Genomic DNA, 18,106 nt, shown 5'->3' with positions numbered 1-18,106 from the left:
CCAATCCATTCTCCGCCAGCCGCGGCTCGTCCCCGTCACGCAGGGCTTACGCTGACACCGTGACACTGTCGGATACCGCCCAGAACGGCCTACCCGTGCTGCGCGACCCGGTGGTGGTTGCCGCTTTCGAGGGCTGGAACGACGCCGGTGATGCGGCCAGCGCGGCGTTGGAGCATCTGGACACCACCTGGCAGGCCACCCCGTTGATGACCATTGACGACGAGGACTACTACGACTACCAGGTCAATCGTCCCATCGTGCGGCTGGTCGAGGGCGTCACCCGCGAGCTGGAGTGGCCCGGGATGCACATCTCGTACTGCTCGCCTCCCGGCTCGCAGCGCGATGTGGTTCTGATGCACGGTGCCGAGCCGAATATGCGCTGGCGCACCTTCTGCAACCGCTTGCTGGCCATCGCGGATCGCCTCAACGTATCGACCGTGGTGATCCTGGGTGCCCTCTTGGCCGACACTCCGCACACCCGGCCGGTACCCGTGAGCGGCACCGCCTACTCCCCCGATGCGGCCAAGTTCTTCGGCCTGGAGGAGACTCGATACGAGGGTCCTACCGGTATCGCCGGGGTGTTCCAGGACGCGTGCGTGAACGCCGGGATACCCGCCGTCGCGTTCTGGGCCGCAGTACCGCACTACGTGTCGCAACCCCCCAATCCGAAGGCGACGGTCGCCCTGCTGCAGCGCGTCGAGGATGTGCTCGACGTCGAGGTACCGCTCGGAGATCTGCCGGAGCAGGCTGAGGAGTGGGAGCAGGCAGTCTCCGAGATGACCACCGAGGACGAGGAGATCGCCGAGTACGTGCAGTCGCTTGAGGAGCGCGGCGACGCCGAGGTGGACACCACCGAGATTCTCAGCAAGATCGATGGCGATGCCTTGGCCGCCGAATTCGAGCGCTACCTGCGACGGCGCGGACCCCGATTCGGGGGGTGATCCCTAGAGGTATTCCAGCTTGCTCGCGAGCCAGCGACCGTCCACCAGCTCCAAGGTCATTTTCATCCGGCTTCTGTCGATCCTTGGGTCGGGCCGAACAGAATTGACAATGGACTGATCCACCGCGAGCAGGATTACGACGCTCTTCTCAGGTTGGTCGGCGGTATCCGATTGCACCGCCGAGGCGACCACCTTGCCGACCGCGCTGGCCTTGTTGTCGATCAACAGCTGTCGCAGTTGCACTGAGCCCTTCGTGAACTCGTCTTTGAGCTCGCCCGTACAGCGCTCTAGGATCTGGGCGAAGTTTTCATCGACGTTGCCCGAATCGACCGAGGTCAAGATGACCGTTAACGACTCGGCGGCAGCGCGCGCCTGCTCCCTGAATTCTCGGATCTGACGGTCACGATTGAACTCATCGTGTTCCTGCGCGGCCTTCGCCCGCTGCGCAGCAAGAATCGGACCGTCATGAAACTGCTTCCACGCCAGCAGTCCGCAGGCGCAGAGTGCGACAACGGCAACGCCAATCATCAGGCTGGCGAGAACAATTCGCAGCTGGCCACCGGGCGGCGCGGGATAACCGGTCATATCAGCTCGACATCGCTTGCCAGCCAACGACTGTCGACCTTCTCCATGGTCATTCGCACCCGGCTTCGATCAATACGCGAGTCGGGTATCGCGACGTTAGTCACGGACTGATCGATGAAGAGCAGCATGATGACCTTGTCGACCGATTCGGTGTGAATCGCGGAATCGATCACCTTGCCGCTGGACTTCGCCTTGTTGTCGACCAGAATCTGGTGGAGTTGAGCGCTGGACTTCGCGTACCTCTCTTTGAACGCACCGGTCGACTTTTCCAGTATCTCTGACGTGTTTCTGTCGACATCGCGGTAGTCCGTGTTGATCATCAGCAATGCGAACGCGGTGGATGCTTCCTGCGCTTGCTGACCGGCCTTGTGCGCCTCCCGATCTCGGCTGAGCTGGACACGCCATCCCTCCGGCCCATCAGGAACCGCCCCACCATCGGCCACCAGTTTCCACCCCAGAAACCCGCACCCAGTCAAGGCAACCACGGCAATCAGCCCGGAGACGATGATCGCCACCGTCGCCCATCGACTCGGTCTGGGCGAGGGCATCGGATAACCCGGATACGGGATGGGCTCTTGCGGCCACTGCTGAATCACGACACCCCCACTCAGTTACGGCGCATCAGGAAAGCCGCTGCACCGCCAACTCGTCGAGCGAAAGATAGCAGTTCACCGCCATGGTCAGATCAGCTTCGGCCAGCAGTGACTGGATCACGTGTTTGACGCCGCTGGTTCCGTCCAGCGCCAGCCCATACACGTACGGACGGGCGATCCCCACCAGGCTCGCTCCGAGGGCGACGGCACGTAACACGTCGATGCCGTCACGGACCCCTGAGTCGAAAGTCACCGGAACCGAACCGGCCGCCTGGACGGCCGCGGCAAGACCGTCGATCGCGGGAATTCCGCCATTCGCTTGCCGCCCACCGTGATTGGAATAGGCAATGGCATCGATACCGCGATCCACCGCTTGCCGAACGTCGTCGACATCACAGATGCCCTTGAGGATGATCGGGAGTTTGGTCAGTTCGCGATACCGATCGATATCCGCCCAGGTGAGCCCCGGGTGGCTGAACAGCGACGCCCACACCAGACCGGCGTGCATCGGGGCCAGTTCCCCGGCCGAACGTACCCCCGCGATTTCCAGGAAGCGGGGATCTGAGGTGTAGTTCGCCAGGCAGTGTCCGTGCAGCATCGGCAGGTAACCGTGTGTGAGATCGCGGGGGCGCCAGCCCAATGTGCCGGTGTCCAGAGTCACCGCGAGCGCGTCGTACCCCGCCGCCTCGGCACGCCGGATAAAGCTGTCGGTCAGCTCGGCATCCGAAGACGGGTACAGCTGGAAAATCCCGTAGGAATCGCCGCGCTCCGCAGCGACCTCCTCAAGAGTGGCCGAAGAGAGCGTCGAATACATGGCCGGCACATCAAGCTCACGGGCGGCGGCGGCCGTCAGCAGGTCGCCACGATCGCGAACCGCACCCAGCACACCGACCGGGCAGATGAACACCGGACTGGTGAGCTCGCGCCCCAGGAATGACGTCGACATGTCCCGAGTCGTACGGTCTCGCAGCATCCGGGGCACAAGCCCGTAGTGGCGCAGCGCGGCGGCATTCGCATCCTGGGTGTGCTCGTCACCCGCCCCACCACGCACGTAGCCGAAGATCCCCTCGCCCAGCGCCTGCTCCGCGCGACTCTCCAGTTCGGCAAAGGTGAAGGGAAGTGTCGACACCTTGCCGAGCGCACCCGCCGCGTAGAACTGGAGCTGGAAATCGCCGAAGTTCATCAAGCACTCCTCATCGTTCGGACATTCGCTGGATGCTCAGCGTACTGAGCACTTTCGGCCTCATCCAGCACCGTCGGCCGGGTGGGCGCGCATGCTCATCAGTCTGATCGCACATCACATCGCGGTACAGGTAGCTCGCACATCCGGACGACTGGTAGCAATCCACCTGCCCAGCAAATTGGGACCCAAGTTAGGGGTACCTTACCGGGGTTCCTTATGATCCTCCGTGAAACGCATACGCATTCGGCGTCGGCATACCGTCCGGAAGGCCTCCGTTGTCCGCTCTCACCTACCCTGCTGGCACCCGATTCGCCCTACGCGACGGTGCAACGTGCCTCGTCACGGCCGCGGGCGCGATACTGCTGAACCCGCCGCGCAACGAGAAACTCACCGGGCTCACCGGGCCGCAGCGGCGCGTGCTCAAGACTCTCAACAGCGGCCCCACGACGCTCCCGGAACTGATAACCGATGCCGATAGCGACGCTATCGAACCACTCATCACGCGGCTACTCGAAGGCGGATGGCTGTCGCTGACGGTTCGTAACGACAGGCACGACCTCTATGCCATCGAATGTTTCGGCGTACCCGGCTCCCAACCCACCGATCCCCCACCGTCGGGCGTCCATCTGTCGAAATTCTCGGTACTGCATCGCGATTCACGCGGATACGTGCTGGAGAATCCGCTGAGCTGGTGCGATATCCGCATCCAGGATCTGCGCCTGCTCCCCTTACTCGACGGCCCCGAACGCACCATCGCCGACCTGAGCCAGGAATTCATCACGCGGTTTCGGGCCGATCTGCGCTGGGCCGGATTCCTCGTCTCCAACAACGACGAGGAGAACCGCGAGTTCACCTCGATCAGTTGGAGCGCACCCGACCTGTGGTTCCACCGCCGCAGCACCCTGGGCGAACGCACCATCACGTGGGACCACTTCGGCCCCACGAAATGGGCAAAGGGCAAGTTCCCGCAGCCGGCAGCGCGCAAACCCGACTATCCGGGAATCCCTGTCGCGCTACCCGCCCCGGACCTGGCCGCCCTCCGCGCCGACGATCCGACCCTCACCACGGTCATCGAAGACCGGATCTCGGTGCGCGCCTTCGATGACGCCAACCCCATTACCATCGAACAGCTTTCCGAGCTGCTGTACCGCACTGCCCGTACCCGTGGCGCCCGCTCGGAAAGCGAAGGCGAAGAACTCCTATCCCGCCCGTATCCTTCGGGTGGCAGCGTGTACGAGCTGGAGCTCTATCCGGTGGTGCGCAACGTCGCCGGACTCACACCCGGCATGTACCACTACGACTCCTTCGAGCACGCTCTGCGGCCGGTGGCCGACGTCGACTCCACCGCCGTCAAGCAGCTGCTGAAGTCGACCTCCGCGACACTGGAGGGTGGCGCCGAACCACAGGTGCTGCTGGTGATGGCGGCGCGTGCCGGTCGCGTGATGTGGACCTACGAACAGGTCGCCTACTCGGCCATTCTCAAGCACGTCGGTGTGCTCATGCAGACCATCTATCTGGCAGCCACCGCCATGGGTCTGGGCGCCTGCGCCCAGGGATTCGGCGATACCGCGGCATTCACCGCGGCCGCGGCCGTACCGGAGCTGCAGGAGTGCAGCGTGGGCAGCATGGTGCTGGGTACGCCGGCGACCTCCTGACCGGTCAGGAGGTACCGGCCAGGATCTCCTCATCGGTCATCGCCGCGATCTCCAGGTAGTGTCCCGCGACCACAGCCAGGCGGTCCGGCGTACCGAGTTCGATCTCGCGCTGCTTGAGCCGGTCGGCAAGCCCGGCGACGGTACGGGTGGCAAAGAGGTCGCCAACCAGTGCGTGCTCGACCGACAGCCAGTCGCGCACTCGCGCGATGACCGTCGTGGCGAGCACCGAGTCACCACCCTGGGCAAAGAAATCGTCGTACACCCCAATGGATTCCACGCCCAGCACACCTGCCATCAGATCGGCGAGGGCTGTGTCGAGATCATCCCGGGGAGCCGAGTCGGTTCCGGCGGTGGCCACCTCTTCGAGCAGAGCGGTCACCGCCCCCCGATCGATCTTCCCGTTCGGGGTCAACGGCATCTGATCCAGGAGCTCGACGCGAGCCGGGACCATGTAACCGGGGACCACATCGCCGAGCAGCGCCGCATAATCTGCCGACTGATCCGGGGCACCCGACACCGCGGCAACGAGGATCGGCGCATCACCGCCGACAATGGCAGCGACGGCATGGCGCACACCGGGCACCATCCGCAGCGCACTTTCCACCTCGCCCAGCTCCACGCGATAACCACGGATCTGCACCTGATGGTCTGCGCGGCCGAGGAATTCGATGGTTCCGTCCGGCCAGTACCTGGCCATGTCTCCCGTCCGATACCAGCGCAGTCCGTCGTACTCGACGAATCGTTCTGCGGTGCGTTCGGGGTCATTGCGATATCCGGCCGCGACATTGGCACCACCCACCCAGAATTCACCGGGCACCCAGTCCGGGCAGTCGCGACCTGCGGGTGACACCACCCGGCATCGGACGTTGCGCAGCGGCACACCGAAAGGCACCGTCGCCCAGCGCGCGGGCGGGTCTCCCACCACCTCACAGATGGTGTTGTGAATGGATGTCTCGGTGGCTCCGCCCAAGCCGGAGAACCTGCAGCCCGGGACCTGCGCGGCCAGGCGGGTCGCCAGGTCAGCGCCCACCCAGTCACCGCCCAGGGTGACCGCCCGCAGCGAGTCACCCAGGCCGTTACCGCCGATTTCCAGGATCATGTCCAGCATGCTCGGCACACAGTTGAGAATCGAAACCTTATGGCGCCGTAGCAGATCCACCCACGTGGTGGCCTCGGCGCGCTGCTCGACATCGACTGCGACCAGCGATCCGCCGACCGAGAACATTCCGAAGATGTCATACACGGAAGCGTCGAACTCCAGCGCCGACAGCGCCAGCACCCTGTCGGTCGGCCCGACATCGAACCATTCATTGACGGCATCGATGGTGTTCATCGCCCCGCGGTGCAGCACGTCCACACCCTTGGGAGTGCCCGTCGAGCCAGACGTGAAGATCACATACGCGATCGTGTCGGTCGGTGGAATGACTGGCGCAGCCAACGGCTCGCTGTGGTGCCGAGCGGTATCGATGGACACCGACGGCACCGGAATGTCAGCGTCCGAGACGGTTATCGCCATCGCAACTCCACCGGTTTCGAGGATGCTGGCCCGGCGACGGGCGGGCTGGTCAAATCCGATGGGGATGTACGTCGCCCCGGCGGCGAGCACACCGAGCACGGCGAGAATCTGATCGCGCCCCTTGGGCAGCTGCACCGCCACCGCATCGCCGGGCTGTACGCCCCGGGCCCGCAGCGCACCGGCCACCGCCAGGGCCTGCGCGGCGAGGTCGCCATACGTCCATACCCCGTCCTCGCCACCGAAGCCCCACACCACCGCGGATGCGCCGGGGTGCGTCTTCGCGAAATCGAAGAATCCTTCATGCAGGCATCGGCCGCTCACCGGGCCGTCGGTCGCATTGACGGTTCGCCTGACATCGGCTTGCGAGGCCGGAAGCCGAACGGCCGCATCGGCATTCCAGCCGTCGTCTCCGACACACAGTGCAGCCACCGCATCGGTGTAGCGCGCGAACATGGTGTCGACCATGCCCTCGGGGAAAGCCGATTCACGCACATCCCAGTTGAGCAGCAGGCCACCGCGCACCTCAGTGACCTGCGCGTCCAACAGCACCTGCGGCCCTTGGGAAATGATCCAGACCGGTTCGCCAAAGGTGTCCATGACCGACGAGGCGAACAACTCCCCCAGATTCAGCGCGCTGGTGTAGACAACCGGCGCCAACACCGGCTCACCGCGGTGCCTACCGAGATCGCGGAGCACATTCAGCCCGGGATACGCCGAATGAGCCCCGCTCTCGTACATGCTGCGTTGCAAGGCCCGGGCCCGGTCGGCCACCGACATCTGATCGGTGAGATCGACGTCGAGCATGATCGAGGAGGTGAAGTCACCGATCACCCGGTCGATATCGGGATGCACCGATTCACGATGGAACAGCGGGACGTTCAGCAGGAAACGGCTTTGCGCGGACCACCCTCCGATCGTCTCCGCGAAGACCGCGGCCATCGCCATCGCGGGGGTGATGCCACGCTGATGCGCGGCCGCCAGCAACTGCTGCTTGGCCTGCGGTTCCAGCCAGTAGTCGTATCGGACGGTGCGGTGTGGTTCGGCGCGTTCACTCACCGGTACGGTCGGCAGCTCCGGCGCACCCGGCAGGTCGTCCAGCCGCTCGCTCCACCATTTCCGATCACGCTCGCGCGCCGACTCATCACCGCGCTGCTCGGTGCGATACCGCCGGTAGGTGTATCCCAACTCTGGTTGCGCGGCACCGTGATACAGCGCAGCCAGATCGGACACCAGCACTCGGTAGCTCATCGCGTCCCCGGCCAGCATGTCGACATCCAGATGCAGGCGGCTGCGCTGCTCGTCGCGCAGGGTCAGCGTGACATCGAGCACCTGGCCGTCCTCGATCGCCAGGCGCTGATGCGTCTTGCGTTCACGGAGCCCGGTCAGTGCCGCCTCGATTTCCTTGTCCGCACGTCCCCGCAGGTCCACCACGCTGAACACATCACGCTCCGGAGCCGACAAGGTCTGCTGGGTGCCATCAGGCAGAAACCTGGTGCGCAGCATCGGATGTGCCGCCACCAGCCGTTCCACCGCCAGCCTCAGCCGCTCGGGATCGATTGCTCCACCGTCGAACTCGACATACAGGTGTGCGGCGACGCCACCGAGCTCCTGATCTTCCGAACGACCGATCCAGTAGGCGTGCTGCATAGTGGCCAGCGGGTAGGGCGCATCCTCCGCCGCGTCGTCCGTGTCCGCCGGGGTGCCGGCGGCCGCGACGTCGGCACGAACGTCCGGGGCCGACTCCGCGCCATCGCCCAATAGCGCGTGCCAGGACTCGACCGACGGCTCGGCGGCGAGCTGCGCGAAGGTGATGCGGCTCCCCCGCTTGCGCCATCCACCTGCCAGGGTCATCATGCGGATCGAGTCCAGCCCAAGCGTGATGAGGTCGGCGGCGTCCGAGATCTCCCGGGGGGTGAGCCCAATGAGGTCGCCGACGGTCGCCTTAATCTCGTCCTTGCTGATTGATTCCATCCGTGCTGTCTTCCTGTCGCTATCCGTCAAGTGCCCGAGCCAGCGCGGCAACGCTCCGTTGCCACAGCCACGCCAGCCGCTCGGCATCCGCCGAGGTGAAAAGGTTTGAGCTCCATTGCCAGTTGGTGACCAACTGCGGTCCTTCGGTAGTCGTCATCACCGCCGAACCGATGTTGATGGCGAATCGCAACGGCAGATCCGGTTCGGAGTCCGGAGGCACGGCGAGACTTCGCGAATCCGTGATGAGCGACCATGGCTGATCGTCAATACCACTGATATCCATACGGCCCACATAGTTGAACTGGATCTGCGGGTCCCGCGCCGAAGCCAGCTCCTCACGGCGCTCCGCATAGCGAAGCAAACCGTAATCCAGCCCCTGATGCGGAATCTCGCTGAGATGCGCGGCGACCGTGGCCAAGAGCCGACCGGCCGCCTGGCTGTCGTTCTCCACCTGATCAATGTCTATCGCCGTCTCGCCGGCGGCCACGCGTACCGGATAGACCGTGGTGAACCAGCCAACGGTGCCGCTGGTGTCCGTGTCGAGCTCCGCGTCGTCTCTGCCGTGGCCCTCCAGCGAGACCAGAGTGCCTGCGGCAGGGTCTTGTCCGCGCTGCGCACGCCAGCTGGCCACCGTGACCGCCAGCGCCGCCAGCAGGAACCCGTAGACACCTTCGGGCTTGTTCAGCGACGCCAGCAGCCGGGCGGTGATATCGACAGGTGTCGGTACCGCGGTGGTTTGCAAGGTTCCCCAGGTGTCTCGGACCGGGTCAGCGTGCCGCGACCCCAGCTCCGGATCGGCACCAGAGACCTGTGTGGCCCAATAGTCCCGCTGACGTGACACGTCCTCGCTGGAGGCGCGCTGCTGCATCAGCTGGCTCCACCGCCGATACGAGGTGAACTCCATGGGCGCCTTGGGCACTCCGCCGGATTCCACCGCGTGCCACGCATCCGCAAGGTAGCCCAGCACAATGTGCCAGGACACCACGTCCATCGCCAGATGATGGACGGTCAGCAGCAGGGCGTCGCCCGCCTCGGCGTCTGTGAGCCAGGTTGCCCGCATCATGGCACCCGATGACGGGTCCAGGGCGTCAAAGGCCTTTCGTGCCGCAGTGGTAATCGCGGCGTGGGTGGCTTCTCCCGTGGGCAGCTCCACGTGGCTGAGCACACTTTCGGCGCGCACCACCCCAGGTTCACGGGTGACCACCCGAGGCCCATCAGGGGTATCCACCAGCGTCGACCGCAACATGGCGAATCCGTCGAGAAGCAGCTGGAGCATCTGCTCAATCCGTGGACCATCGATGCCCTCGGGCAGCCGGACAAGCACCGACAACGAGAGCCGTCGGTAGATTTCGCTTTCGTACATCCACGACACCACCGGCAGTGGCGGAACCTCGCCGTAGTCCGCTTCTCCCGCAATCGAATCCAGGCCCTCGGCGCGACCGGCTCGTTCGTCTATGAGGGCCGCGAGCTGCCGGATCGTCGGCGCGGCCAACACCATGCGCGGGGTAATCACCAGATCGCGCTTACGCGCCTTGTTCACCAGTGAAATCGCGACGATGCTGTCCACTCCAAGGGAAAAGAAGTCTTCGTCGATACCCGGAGCGGTGCCGTCGAACAGTTCGGCACAGCACTCACACAGTGCACATTCGGTGGTGCTGCCTGGCTGCGCCGCCACACCCTCGGCGGCGCCTCCGGACAGGGCGTCCAGCGCGAGCCGCTCCAGCACATCGCCGTCCAGCTTGCCGTTTACCGTGACGGGCAGCCGCTCAAGCACAACCAGACGCGACGGCATCATGTAAGACGGCAGCCGATCGGCGAGGCCGAACAGGGTCCGAGCAGAGTCGAATTCGGCTGCCTCCTCTTCCGAGACAACAAAACCCACGAGAGTGGCACCGCCCGCACGGCGCACCACAGTCACCGCGGCGGTTTGCACACCCGGTTGTAGACGCAGCGCGGATTCGATCTCACCGACCTCGACCCGATAACCGCGGATCTTCACCTGAGAGTCAGCACGGCCCAGATACGCGAAGCCTCCGTGGGGCACACGGCGCACCAGGTCGCCCGTCCGGTACATGCGCTGACCCGGTTGCTGCGGATCCGCGACAAAAGCGCCCGCCGTCACCGCGGGCCTGCCCGCGTATCCGCGGGCCAGCTGTGCACCGGCGAGATACAACTCGCCCACGGTACCGTCCGGCACCGGCCGCAACCGCGAATCGAGAACGTACCCGGCCATTCCCTGATTGGGCGTGCCGATGGTGGGCTCCGGATAGTCCTTCACCGCTGCCACAACAGCTTCGACAGTCGTCTCGGTGGGGCCGTAACAGTTGTAGACGGCGGTACCGCTCAACGAACGCAGCCGGTTCCACAATGCCGTCTCGATAGCCTCGCCACCAAGGGCCAGCACCGGAAGCTCCCGGTCGAGCAGTCCCGCGGCGGACAACTGAGCCAGCATCGACGGCGTGGTGTCGATCATGTCAATACCGTGCGCGGCCATGCCCCGCACCAGCCGATGCGCATCCCGCATGGCCTCGGCGTCGAACAGGTGCACGGTGTGCCCGTCCAGCAGACCGATCATCGGCTGCCAGGAGGCGTCGAAGCTCAACGACCATGCATGGGCGATCCGCAATGTGCGCCCGAGCCGCGCGGTAGCCGGTCGATACACCCGATCACGATGGTCGGCAAAGTAACTCATCAGCGCACCGTGCGTGCCGATGACCCCCTTGGGCTCACCGGTCGAACCGGAAGTGAAGATGAAGTAGGCACTCTGCTCACGGTGCCGATCGACCACAGGCGCAGCGACGGGGCGCGCGGAGATCCGCTCGATGCTCGCCGGCTCGTCGAGCACCAGAACGGGATAACGCCCGTCGGCGATATCCCGATGTTCGCCGACCGTGACGATGAGTTTCGGATCAGACTGACGCAGAATCGATTCGATGCGCGCCCTCGGCAACCCGATGTCCACCGGAACATATGCCGCGCCCGCTGCCAGGACCGCCAGAATAGCGACGATGGCATCAGTAGATCGCGGGAGTGCCAGTGCCACAGTGTTTTCCGGACCGATATCGTGGGCAACCAGTTCCGCCGCCAACCGGCTCGCGTTGGCGTGCAACTGCGCGTAGGTGTAGCGCGTGTCGGCCCCCGCCGACTGCACAGTAAGCGCGATTCCGTCGGGGTTCTCGGCCGCCTGCGCCGCGAACAGCTCCCACACCGAAGCAACCGACGGATCGGCCGCCGACGGCGTCACGACGATTTCCGCGCGCTCACGAGCAGTCAGCACATCGAGCGCATCCGGTGTCCGGTCACCGATCTCCGGCAGCTGACGTAACACCGAGACAAGGCGCTCGCCGATGCTGGCGCCCGAAACATGCGGTAACGCCTCCGGAATTGCTTCAATGAGCACCAGCAGCGAATCTCCATGCATGTGCGACACCACGGTGAGCGGATAGTGGGCCAGACTTTCCATCTCAACCGGACGGAAGCGAGTGCCGTCTGCCATCTCGACGGCCTGAGCCGCATCGCCTATCGGGGCGTTCTCGAAGACGAACAGGGTGTCGAACAACGCGGCACTGCCCTCCGCGCGCTGCAGCGCGGACAGGCTCAGGTACCCAATATCGCGCATCGCCGCGGCCTCGCGCTGCAATTGCGCACACTGCTCAACTACCGACGTCGAGTAGTCGACGTGATGCACCATCGGCACCGAGTTGATAAAGAGCCCGACCATCCGCTCGACATCGGGTAGTTCCTTGGGCCGCCCGGACACGATGGTGCCGAACACCACATCCGTGCGATCGGTCAGCCTGCCGAGCACGAGCGCCCACGCGAACGCCGTCACGGTGTTGAGGGTGAGCCCGTTCACGGCTGCCCACTGGCGAAGCCGCGCGGTTTCCTCTGCGGTCAAAAGGAATTGCGATTTCTGGGGCACGCTGTCGTGTGCGGCGACAACGCCGTCGGCAAGCATGAGCGGCCCGGAGACGGTGCTCAGGTAGCGCATCCATCGCTCGGTCGCGGCGGCGTCGTCCTGCGCGTTGAGCCATGCGATGTAATCGCGGTAGGGCCGCACCGCCGGCAGTCCATCGGCAGACCCGTTGGCCTGATAGACGGCGAGAAGCTCGCTGAAGAAGATGGCGATCGCCCAGCCATCCATGAGGATGTGGTGGGTGGTGACGATCATCCGGTGCCGCGATTGGCCGGGGACGGTGAGTAACACGATGCGGATCGCGGGACCCTTGCCCAGATCGAATGGGCGGCGCCGCTCGCTCAGCGCGACATCGTCGAATTCCGTTGGCTGTGCCTCACGTTCCTCCCACGGAATGTCCGCGTGAGTAGGCACGATCTGCACGGGTTTGGGCAGCCCGCGGTCCCAGAAGGCGGCACGCAGATTGGGGTGCCGAGTCAGGAGTGCCTGAGCACTGCGGTGCAACAGATCGACGTCGAGGCCGCCTTCGATATCGGCGACGAACTGCATGCTGTACAGATCGACGCTCTCGTCGGCGAGCTGGGATAGCGCAAAGAAGCCTTCCTGTAGGGGACTCAGCGCCAGCACGTCCTCGATCTGAGGCTGCTGTTCGGTACCCGTCACGACTGCGCCTGCCACGATGCGGTGAGCTCAGCGAGCGCCTCGGCACTTAGGCCAGAAGCACTCATCGGAGCGCTGGGCTCTGTCGGCCTTTCGGTACCCGAATTATCCTCTGCCGCCACCGAGTCAGCGGAATCGACAGCTCCCGCCAGCTGGGAGATCGTCGCGCATTCGAACACCATTTGCGGGGTCATCGCCAGGCCACGTTCGGCAGCACGGGTCGACCATTGGATGGAGATGACGCTGTCGCCGCCAAGAGCAAAGAAGTTGTCCTCGGGATCGATATCGCTGATCTCCAGCAGCTCCTCCAGGATGGCGATGAGTGCGAGCGTGGTCCCCTCAGACCCCTCATTCACTGGCGCCGCGACACGTTCGTGTGCGGCGGCCGGCGGAGCCAACAGCCGCTCCATCGCATCCGCCGGTAGCAGCACGATCTCGGAAACCCGTAGGTCCTGGTCCTTGGCGAACGCGTCGAACGCCGCATCCAGCGCACGTGCGATCAGCCGGGTGGTGTCGGGGTCATACAGATCGGCGTTGGCCACCACCGACACATCGAGCCCGCCCGAGGGGGTGACGTTTAGCGCGAAGTTCAGATCCAAATAGGAGACGTCCACCTCCATCGGCAGCGGTACCAAAGAAGTCCCGCCAGAGCCTGTCAGATCTCGTGCCTCCGTACCCCAATCCGCACCACGAAAATTGACCATGGTCTGAAACAGAGGATTCCAGGAGAGCGAACGCGGCGGATTGACGGCCTCCACCAGTTTCTCGATGGGCAGTTCCTGGTGTGCATGTGCGTTGAGCGTGGCATCACGGCTACGTTTCAGTACCTCGCGCAGGGTCGGGTCCGCGGACAAGTCGTTCCGCAGCGCCACCATATTGGCAAACAGTCCAACAAGATTCGCGACATTCGGGTGTACTCGGGCGGCAACCGGGCTACCGATGACGATGTCCGTGCCACCGCCGAGCCGATGCAGAACGGCGGCCAGTGCCGCTTGGTAGACCATGAATTCGGTGACACCATGCTGCTCGGCCATCCGAGTCAGTGCCTGCCTGCGCTCGGGCGGCACGGTGAATCTCTCAACCTCACCACGCTTTCCGAGAATCTGCGGCCGAGCGCGATCGTGTGCCACCGCAATCTCGACGGGCACGCCGGCCAACAGCTCACGCCAGTATGCGACCTCCGCCTGCCCGAACTCGCTGCCGGCGCCGAAGGCGTTGCGCTGCCACAAGACATAGTCCGCATATTGCACCGGGTGCGGATCCCACTGTGGCGCCTGTCCCGCGATACGGGCGCGGTACGCGGCCACCAAATCATCGACGATCACGGTGAACGAGACGTGGTCCACCACCAAGTGGTGCACCGCCAGGGCCAGCACGTGCTCCTCGGCACCCAGCTCGACAATGGAGGGACGGAACAGCGACTCCGATTCCAGCCCGAATATGTGGTGTCGCAGCTCGGCCAGGGTGTCCGCAAGGTTTTCCGGATCGGTCCGGAGGATCGGGACCGACAGCTCCCGCGACGGATGCACGATCTGGTAGGGCCCGCCCTCATGGATCGCGAAATTGGTGCGTAACGTCTCGTGACGGGCGACCAGGTCATTGAGGGCCGCAATAAGCGCGGTTGTCTGCAAGGGACCGTCGAAACGCAACGCCAGCCACATGTTGCCAATATCGGTAACACCCTCCATCTGGCACTCGAACCACATGGACAGCTGGGACGAGGAGAGCGGCAGACGCTCCGGACGGGCGGTTTCGACGAGATCCGGACGACCGTCCTGAGGAGCGACCTCCATCTCATCGGAATCATCGAGGTCCAGCTCATCGAGCTCGATCTCGAACTCCTCGCGGAAGTACGTGACAAGCTGCTCGGCAAGTCCCGCCGGAGTGGGACTGTCGAAGACCGTGCGCACCGTCAAGTCGATGCCGAACTGAGCGCGGATCTGCGCGACGAGGCGCGCGGCCAGCAGCGAATGGCCACCCAGTTCGAAGAACGAATCATCAACGCTGACCGCGTCACGCCCGAACAAATTGGCGAAGATCGCGCACATTCGACGTTCGGTTGGCGTCGTCGGGGCCCGAAATGCCCTCGCCGCCATCGCATCCGGGGTGGGTAGCGCCCGCTTGTCCAGCTTGCCGCTGGTGGTCAGCGGAATCTCGGGAATGACCGCGAATGCGCTGGGCACCATGTACCCCGGCAGCAGTTCCTGAGCGCGAGCGCGCAATTCGTCCAGGTCGATCTCCGCGTTGGGTCCATCGGCGGCGGGCACGACATAGGCGGCCAGCATCGGACCCACCTGCGGATCCTCCACCACGGCGACCACACAGCGACCGACTCGCGGATCGGCGCCGATGACCCCCTCTACCTCACCGAGCTCGATGCGGAATCCGCGGACCTTGACCTGCTCGTCGGCGCGGCCCACAAACTCGAGTTGGCCGGAAGTATTACGGCGCACCAGATCACCGGTGCGGTACAGCCGACCTCCGGGACTGAACGGGTCGGCCACGAACCTCTCGGCGGTGAGTACCGGCCGGCCACGATAGCCGCGGGCCAGCTGCGTACCCCCGAGATACAACTCACCGACGACGCCGGCAGGCACCAGTTCGAGCGACTCGTCCAACACGTAGGCGTACACGTTTCGATTCGGCAGGCCTATCGGCACGACCGAATTGCCCTGAGGGCCTTCAACAGGCATATACGTCGAACACACCACGGCCTCAGTGGGTCCGTAGTGATTCCTTAGTTCGACGTCGAACATCAGGGCAAACTTGTCCGCTACCTCGCCGGGAAGCGCTTCACCACCGACGGGAATGTGCCGTAGCCCGCGCAACTCACCGGCCTCGGGCATCAACATCACCGAATTGAGCAGCGACGGCACCATGTGCAGCACCGTCACGCCCCGACGCCGCACCAGGTCGATCACATACCCGATATCGGAGAAAGGATTTGGCTTGGGAACGACGACCTGCGCCCCCAAAGACAAAGGGCACAGGATGTCGGCCAGCGAGGCATCGAAGCTCACCGAGGTGGACTGCAGCATCCGATCCTGGGCTGTCATGCTCCAGTCGGCCGTAAAAGCGACCACATGCTCAGCGATCGCCACATGCGCAACGGCAACACCCTTGGGTCGTCCGGTGGATCCAGAGGTGTAAATCACGTAGGCCACGTTCTCGGGCAGCAGCGGGCGCAACCGGTCCGCGTCGCTAATCGCGGTATCGGAAAGGGCGGCGGCGTTCTCCTCCGCTGCCTGGAACTCCCGCGCTCCCAACACCATCCGGGGCTTCGCATCGGCGCTCAGATACTCGATGCGCTCGCCGGGAAGGCCAGGGTCAATGGGCATGTACGCCGCGCCCGATTTGAGGACCGCGAACATCGCCACAATGAACTCGACCGATGTCGACATTTGGAGGGCGATCACATCCTCGGTACCCACCCCTTGCGCGATGAGCCACCGCGCGAGGCGGTTCGCGCGACGGTGCAGCGCGTCATAGGTAAGTTCCGCCTCATCGGACACCACCGCCAACGCATCCGGTGTCGCCTGAGCCGCCGTCTGAAGAAGATCCACGAGCGTCCCACGCGGAACATCGGACAGCGCTCCGTGCGACTGCGCCAGGACGGCCGAGCGCTCCTCGGCGCCAAAGAGATCCAACCGTGAGAGTGGTTCCTCCGGGCGAGTCAGGCCGTCATCAAGCAGCCGCCCATAGTGCGCGAGGAGCTGATCTACCAGCCACTGAGGTAGTGCATCGGTCTGATATTCGATCTCAACCACGGTGCCCGTCGAGTCCGTCGCAACCGCCAGAGCCAGTGGCACTTGCGCGGCACCCGCATCGAGATCGAGGCGGGTGGTTTCCACGCCTGCCAGTCGATATCCGTTGGGGTCCTTGCGCATACTGAAGCCGAGCCGCACCAGCTCATCCAGTCCGTCGCGGCCGGTGCCGCGGCTCGGATTGACCTCGCGCACCACCTCGTCGATTCCGATGTCCTGGTGCTCAAAGGCCCCCAGGCACGCCTCGCGCACGGTGGCCACGTATGCGGCGAAACCTGCCCTCGGGTCCACGCCGGCACGTAACAGCACCGTGTTACCGAAATAGCCAATTGCCTTTTCCGCATTGGCCTTGCGCTCCACTACCGGGATAGCGATGAAGAAATCCGTGGCCGCGGTGTAGCGATGAATAAGCGTGCCGAAGGCCGCCAGCAGCACCATGAACGGCGTTGCCGAGTGCGCTCGGGCGAATTCCTCCATCCGCGCCGCCGTCTCTGCGGACAGCGGAACCGCTCGCCGCCGCGCAGATCGTGAAGTCACGTTTGACGATGACGAGCCGGGAAGGTCCAGGGGCTCCGGGAGTGGCGCCAGCGACTGGCGCCAATAGTCGATGCCGGCGTCCGATGACCGGGCGGCGGCCGCCCCCACGACCATGAACTGAGGAGCGTCACCCTCGACCGGGCGGCCGTTGTAGTACTCGCTCAGCTCGGCGAAGAACACGTCCCAGGAGTTGTCATCGAAGCTGATGTGGTGCACCACCAACAGCAGAACGAATTCCTGCTCACCCAAACGGAGCAACGTGACCCGTAGCGGCAGGTCGGCCGTCAGATCGAATGGGCGTCCGAGTTCGCGGCCCGCCAGCGCCTGAATCTCCCGCTCGCGCACGCCCTCCTCAGTATTGGCTAAATCTACAGTGGTCCACGGAAGTTCGATGTCCTCGGCGAAGACCTGATACGGCTCTCCGGCAGCGTCGACGCCATAGGTAGTGCGCAGGATGTCGTGCCGCCGGATAATGGCCGCGAAGGCATCACGCAGCCGAATCTCGTCGAGAGCGCCTCGCATCCGATGCGCGACACCGACGTTCAGCGTGGTATCAGCCTCATCTTTGGTCTGCAGAAACCACATGCGTCGCTGACCTGGCGCGAGTTCGCGCCGCTCACCCGCCGGGACCCGGGGGGCCGTGTCAGTGGCGGCTTTCGCCTCCACGCCACTTTCGGCAAGCCGTTTGCGCAGGAGCTCGCGCCGGCGGTCCAATGCGGACAACTGATCCCCGCTCACCGAGCACCACCACTCAGGACGAAAGCCTGGAATCCGAACGACTCCGC

8 protein-coding genes are annotated in these 18,106 nt (G+C 64.6%); 2 read left to right on the top strand and 6 right to left on the bottom strand.

The genetic code is table 11. The annotated features are described in order from the left end of the window. Positions 1-59 precede the first annotated feature (59 nt). A complete protein-coding gene (locus tag B4394_RS19180; protein ID WP_078311846.1) occupies positions 60-941 on the top strand; it encodes a PAC2 family protein in 882 nt (293 codons plus the stop codon). Positions 942-944: 3 nt separating this feature from the next. Here the strand turns inward: B4394_RS19180 and B4394_RS25955 are convergent, their stop codons facing one another. From B4394_RS25955 to B4394_RS19165, 3 genes are read right to left on the bottom strand one after another with little or no spacing between them, the layout of a single operon-like run. Further along, positions 945-1,526: an Rv1363c family protein gene (locus tag B4394_RS25955; protein WP_078311760.1), complete on the bottom strand. Its 582-nt coding sequence runs from the start codon at positions 1,524-1,526 to the stop codon at positions 945-947. Continuing rightward, the gene (locus tag B4394_RS19170; RefSeq protein WP_139360310.1) at positions 1,523-2,122 is read right to left on the bottom strand and encodes an Rv1363c family protein; all 600 of its coding nucleotides are present in this window, start codon (positions 2,120-2,122) and stop codon (positions 1,523-1,525) included. The genes B4394_RS25955 and B4394_RS19170 overlap by 4 nt, the downstream gene beginning before the upstream one ends. 25 nt (positions 2,123-2,147) lie before the next feature. Next, positions 2,148-3,302: an alpha-hydroxy-acid oxidizing protein gene (locus tag B4394_RS19165; protein ID WP_078311762.1), complete on the bottom strand. Its 1,155-nt coding sequence runs from the start codon at positions 3,300-3,302 to the stop codon at positions 2,148-2,150. Positions 3,303-3,577: 275 nt separating this feature from the next. Here B4394_RS19165 and B4394_RS19160 point away from each other — a divergent pair, with 275 nt between their 5' ends. Further along, on the top strand, positions 3,578-4,957 hold the full coding sequence (locus tag B4394_RS19160; protein ID WP_078311763.1) for a SagB family peptide dehydrogenase: 1,380 nt from the start codon (positions 3,578-3,580) through the stop codon (positions 4,955-4,957). 4 nt (positions 4,958-4,961) lie between these two features. On the opposite strand, the gene B4394_RS19155 is transcribed toward B4394_RS19160, so the two are convergent. From B4394_RS19155 to B4394_RS19145, 3 genes are read right to left on the bottom strand one after another with little or no spacing between them, the layout of a single operon-like run. Further along, positions 4,962-8,444, bottom strand: a complete 3,483-nt coding sequence (locus tag B4394_RS19155) for a non-ribosomal peptide synthetase (RefSeq protein WP_078311764.1) — start codon at positions 8,442-8,444, stop codon at positions 4,962-4,964. A gap of 19 nt (positions 8,445-8,463) precedes the next feature. Then, positions 8,464-13,023 (bottom strand): non-ribosomal peptide synthetase, encoded by a 4,560-nt coding sequence (locus tag B4394_RS19150; RefSeq protein WP_078311765.1) that lies wholly within the window; start codon positions 13,021-13,023, stop codon positions 8,464-8,466. Further along, on the bottom strand, positions 13,020-18,059 hold the full coding sequence (locus B4394_RS19145; RefSeq protein WP_078311766.1) for a non-ribosomal peptide synthetase: 5,040 nt from the start codon (positions 18,057-18,059) through the stop codon (positions 13,020-13,022). The genes B4394_RS19150 and B4394_RS19145 overlap by 4 nt, the downstream gene beginning before the upstream one ends. Positions 18,060-18,106: the final 47 nt, after the last annotated feature.

The organism is Mycobacterium sp. D16Q16, assembly GCF_002013745.1.
Lineage (GTDB): Bacteria > Actinomycetota > Actinomycetes > Mycobacteriales > Mycobacteriaceae > Mycobacterium.
This window is presented reverse-complemented; position numbering and strand designations above follow the sequence as displayed.

Bases quoted from the DNA above. Each gene is read 5' to 3' on its own strand.
- B4394_RS25955 (WP_078311760.1), bottom strand. From the start codon at position 1,526: ATGACCGGTTATCCCGCGCCGCCCGGTGGCCAGCTGCGAATTGTTCTC.
- B4394_RS19165 (WP_078311762.1), bottom strand. From the start codon at position 3,302: ATGAACTTCGGCGATTTCCAGCTCCAGTTCTACGCGGCGGGTGCGCTC.
- B4394_RS19155 (WP_078311764.1), bottom strand. From the start codon at position 8,444: ATGGAATCAATCAGCAAGGACGAGATTAAGGCGACCGTCGGCGACCTC.